This is a genomic window from Capnocytophaga sp. oral taxon 326 str. F0382, from assembly GCF_000318295.1.
In the GTDB taxonomy this organism is placed as follows: Bacteria; Bacteroidota; Bacteroidia; order Flavobacteriales; family Flavobacteriaceae; genus Capnocytophaga; species Capnocytophaga periodontitidis.
Genome location: NZ_KB291434.1, coordinates 575 through 5724 on the forward strand (window position 1 = coordinate 575; position 5150 = coordinate 5724).

Sequence of the window (5150 nt, forward strand, 5' to 3'; positions counted from 1 at the left end):
AGATTAGGTAATGATTTAGTAATAGCTCTTATTTTATTTGATTACACCTATTTTCTCAGTAACTTCTGGGTACAAAGAATAAACTATTTTTCTAACTTCCTCACTTACAATCAATTCTATTTTGTAAAAAACCTAATAGGTAATGATTTAGTTACGGAATTTAATTCATTGCTTTGCCTTATTTTTATTGTGTTTTAACTCACGATGCAAAGGTACAATTATTTTTTTAGCGAGCAAAAAAATATCAAATAAAGATCTGAACGGTAGGTTCAACTGCTAAGTGCATACAACAAAAAATAGGTAAATAAGTGTATCTTGCTAATCTTCTACTCATCACGAATTGCCTTATTTTACTCACACTTTCAAAAACATTTCTTATTTTCCTTCAAAATAATTTGGTTAATTGCGTTATTTTTCGTTACTTTGCTCTCAATTAACAGTAATGACACAATTGCGTATGGAATTGAAAGATATGAAAATCAAAACCTTCAAGGAGTTTTTAGAAGATAAAACTAATCCTGTGGTCTACTGTCTGCTCAGTTCCAATGGTAAAGACTTCTTAGCCAAAGAAAGCTACAAGGTAGAACTGCATCAATACAACTGCCAGCACGACACTTTTACTATTGAAACCCCTGAAGACTCTTTTGATGCTTTTAATGAGTACATTATGGAGCATTCCCGCGACTTGCTCGGTCAGCCTCTTACTATTAAGTTCTACCAATACGGCAAAGTAGTACAGCACTTTTCAGGGATTATCACCAGAATTTATTGCAAACGACAAACAGGTGGTGGTTATGGTACGCTCTACATTTCAGGCAATGCACCGAGTATTTTGTTAGACCAAGGAAAAGCTTGCCATTCTTATGAGAATAAGACTCTTAAAGAAATTATTACCTTAGTAAGTGAAGGTTATGATAATTCTGCTCAGGTTGATAGCTCAGCAGGGGTAAACACTACAAGAGCATTGCCTTATACGGTGCAATACAACGAATCTGATTACGATTTTATATGTCGCTTAGCTAATTTGTATGGTGAATACTTTTATTATGATGGTAGTAAACTTATCTTTGGCAATAAACTTCAAGAGACGATAGACTTGGGGGAGAACTTAAATCTTATTGATGAGGACTTTACCTTAGAGATGAAGCCACAGGAGTTTGAATATATCGCTTACGATTTCCATAGGTCTGAAGTTTATAGAAAGGACGCTGAAAGTGCTTGTTGTGAGTACAAAAACAATCCTATACAGACGGATGCCAAAAATGCTTCTAAAAAGCTCTTCAAAAAGATACCACAAAAGTATCACTCAGCTACCTCATTAGAACAATCGGATATAGATTTAGAAGAAGTAGTGCGTCAGGAAAAAGATTTAAGGGAGCTATCACTTAAAGTAACAGGGCGTAGTCGCGACCCACGTCTGAGGATGAACACCTTCGCGTGTCTTACCGACATCAATGCACATGCGATGGAGACCTATAGAGTGATAAAAATATCGCACTACCACAGCGGTATGAACTATGAAAATAGTTTTGAGGCTATCCCGATGATGCGCACGCCTGCGGATTACAATGCCGAGGCTTTTCCCAAAGCAGAACAGCAACCTGCTATCGTTAAAGATAACAACGACCCTCAAGGAATGGGACGTGTACGGGTACAGTTCTTTTGGCAGAAAGGCGAACAACTGAGCCCGTGGATACGGATGATACAGCCTTATGCAGGTAGTGGTAAAGGTTTTTATTTTATCCCAGAGGTAGGCGAAGAGGTAATGGTAGATTTTGAGAATGGCAATGCTGAACGACCATTTGTATTGGGGGCGCATTATAACGGCGCGGCAAAGAGTGGGTATAACCCAACGACCAAAGCTATACATACGCAAAGTGGCACCAAAATACTCCTTAATGATGCAGAGGGGAGTGTGAGAATTGAGGATGCGAGCCGTAATATTTATGAGATGGACGGGCAAGGCAATATCAATCTTTATGCGCCGAATAACATCTGTATGAATGCAGGTAAAAACTTTGACCTGAGTGTGGGGAATAACCTCAACTTCACTGTAGGTGGACAAGCTACAATGCAAATATTACAGCAAATGATTATGGAGACTCCGCTACTCAGGCAAATCGTAGCTGAATATGAGGCACGTTTAGGCAACGCCTTGCTCAGTTCCGACAACCTGATGAAGATAGAGGCAAAGGAAACAAATGTGGCAGGAGTAGAAAAACTCTTTATCCACTCAGATGAGTTGGCAACGGTAAACTCTAAGGGCTTGCTTGAGGTGAAAGGACAGCAAGGCACAAAGCATAGTAATAAAGCAGAAGAGTATGAAATAATAGAGACTCTCCCTGATACTTATGTTTTAGTGCATTTTAGAACTAAAAAAGATTGGAAAGGAGAATTTGGGTTTGATTGTTATAAAGAAAACAGCAATGTGAAAGGAATTAATGATACTGAGAAATATATAGATCTTATCGGAAAGTATTATAGTAAAACAGATGCTGAAATGCAAATAGAAAAACAAAACAATCCTTCTAACACTTATAGTTCATTTTTTATATCCAATCCCAATAGTTGGTATGTAAACAGAGGTGGTAATATAATAGAAAATTTCAAACTTGATGGAACCCAATATGGACATAGTGATGAATCACAAAATAAACTGAGAAAAGATTTTTCCCTTTTTAACTTTAAAATCAAGAATAAGAATGGTATTGAGCAAAATTTTACTCATTACAAGTCTTTTATTGCCTTATTTCCTAAAACAGAGAATTATGGAGTGAGTGAAGCTGAAATTGAGTTACAGATTAAATTTTTAAGTAAAGAAAAACCTGATTATTTAGTGTTTAAACTCAATGATGAGACAAAAGAACTAACTGCTGATCATTATTTTATAGGGATTGATAGATTAAAAATAGAGCGGCCTAAATCGGGTAAAAGAGAAACTATAAAAATTACTTGTAAGGCATTTCAAGTCATAGATAAAAATGGACAGGGAATAAAGTTTGACAAGGATATAGATATTAAAATATATGCCATTAAAGTAGATGAAAAAGGGAACAAAACAGAAAATTTAGCAGGCTGCATTACAATGATTGCACCTATTGTAAAAACTATCAATATACTTCCTGTTTATATAAAAACTATAATGAGAGATTATATTATTAGTAAAGATAATAATTTTAATTTCTTAAAAAAAGCTTTAGGACAGGCGTTGATCAAAGTAAATTTACTTGAAAAAGACCCTAACAGTGCTCAAGGAGAGTCTTTCTGTTTAAATTTACCTGCGCCTTATCCTTTTACAATTGTCTCTAAAACAATAACAGATAATAATGGATTGGATAATTTTGTCAAAAATGAATTTGAACGTAAATATTCTACTGTTTATACAAATTATTTTAAATTGTATTTTCTTGATCTTGAATATAAGGAACCTAATACTGAAGGAGCAGGAGGTTATTTTGATTCAGTATCTAAATGTGTAATGTTATTTAATGGGCACCAAAAGGAAACCATTGCACACGAGTGTTTACACGCTTTAGGATTGCCACATTCATTCTACTACCCATCAGAAATATATAAATCAAGGATGGAAGAAAAAATAAGAGATAAGAACTTTTTTGTATTCAAAGCAATGGAAACAAACAACATAATGGACTATTCACATCTGGGAGTAAACCCTGTTACAAAAAATCGAATAGACTCGCCAAAAGAGCGTTATCTTACGTGGCATTGGCAATGGTTAATAGTACGAGAAAGTACATTATTGGAATAAAAAATGATATTATGAGAATATTTATAAGCTTAATAATCATCACTCTATTTTTACAATGTAAAAATGCGCAAAGATATAGCATTGAAGTTAAAAACTCTTTAAAAGATACAATTATGTTTAAACGATTTGATTTTGAATTATACAAAAGAAACTATGAAGGTTATAAAGAAGATCCAACACGTCCCCCATTTTATATATTAGCAGATGGGAGTGCTTTTGAATCATTTGTAGGGGGAGATGATATATATTATCTTGTGATACCTCCTAAGCCTTCCTACCATTATTATATGTATTTTTATTACCCCAACGGAAGACTAAAAGAATATGGAGCTTTTGCAGGACTTAGAAGTACTGTAAAAATAGGTGTTTGGAGACAATATGATGCTATAGGAGATGAAACACAGGTAGATGAAGAAGCAAAATTTGAGAAATGGTCTTTTAATAAGGTTTTAGAGGTATTAGAAAAAGATGGAGTTATCAATTTGCGAACGGGAAAACATAGAGAAGCAAATGAATTAGACTTTGATTTTGATGAAAAAGAAAAAAAATGGACAGTGGCAGTTGTTAAAGAAGTAATAGATGTTTTTATTGATGTTTATTATGAATATATCTTTGATTGTGTAGCTGGGACATATACTCGAGAAGAATATGAACGCTATAATAATAAAGCAATAGATCTTTCTGGGTTACCTCAATTAAAGAATAGTAAAGAGAATAAAGATAGAGCAATAAAAAAGTGAAATAATTTTTATTAGTTATGCCACAAATCATCACTGATACTGCAGAACTCAGTTGCAATCAAGGTACTGCAACAAGTAAACTCAATGTTACAAGTCAAGATTTTGTAACTATTGAGGGTAAAGCTATGGCTACAGAGGAGGACAAGCAAGCGAATTCCAATATACAGCCTTTTAAGCAATGTAAACTAAAACCTTCTTCTGGTGGTTATTTACCTTGTGTGCCTGCTCCCATTAAATGGGAAGATACCACAGAGAAGGACTCTATCAACGGGCAAAAAATACTTACAGAAAACTCCTATTGTATGTGCTCAGTAGGCGGTAAAATTACCATAAAAGATAAAGGACATAACGAAAATCACAATGTGGAATAAGTCTAATCGCCACGACTTCGGAGTGCGTTTTAAGCTCCCTGCAAGGGCAAGTGGTTTTGAGGTGCCTACACGCCTAATGCGTGCCTCAAAACACAACTTGCTCTGTTCCGGTGAACAGAAAATTCTCCCTAAAGGTCAAATTTTAATTAACCATAAGAAAAGAAGATAAATACTACAAGCTCATAAAGTGATTTAGGGCATATTAGCAATATATTTAACCAATCACTTACTTACAAAGTTATTTACAATTCTATGTAAAGCTATATGTAT

General features: G+C 34.5%; 4 protein-coding genes. All 4 read left to right on the plus strand.

Features of this window, described 5'->3' with window-relative positions; genetic code table 11:
- Positions 1-198: hypothetical protein (locus tag HMPREF9073_RS16370; RefSeq protein WP_232212932.1), on the plus strand; the 198-nt coding region annotated here is incomplete at its 5' end.
- Between the two features lie 244 nt (positions 199-442).
- Positions 443-3769, plus strand: a complete 3327-nt coding sequence (locus HMPREF9073_RS10300) for a type VI secretion system Vgr family protein (protein WP_009413687.1) — start codon at positions 443-445, stop codon at positions 3767-3769.
- An 11-nt stretch (positions 3770-3780) separates the two neighbouring features.
- Entirely contained in the window at positions 3781-4509 is a 729-nt protein-coding gene (locus HMPREF9073_RS10305) for a hypothetical protein (protein ID WP_232212933.1), read from the plus strand.
- Between the two features lie 17 nt (positions 4510-4526).
- Positions 4527-4880 carry a DUF4280 domain-containing protein gene (locus HMPREF9073_RS10310; RefSeq protein WP_009413689.1) on the plus strand — a complete coding sequence of 118 codons (354 nt, stop codon included), beginning with the start codon at positions 4527-4529 and terminating at the stop codon, positions 4878-4880.
- Positions 4881-5150 lie beyond the last annotated feature (270 nt).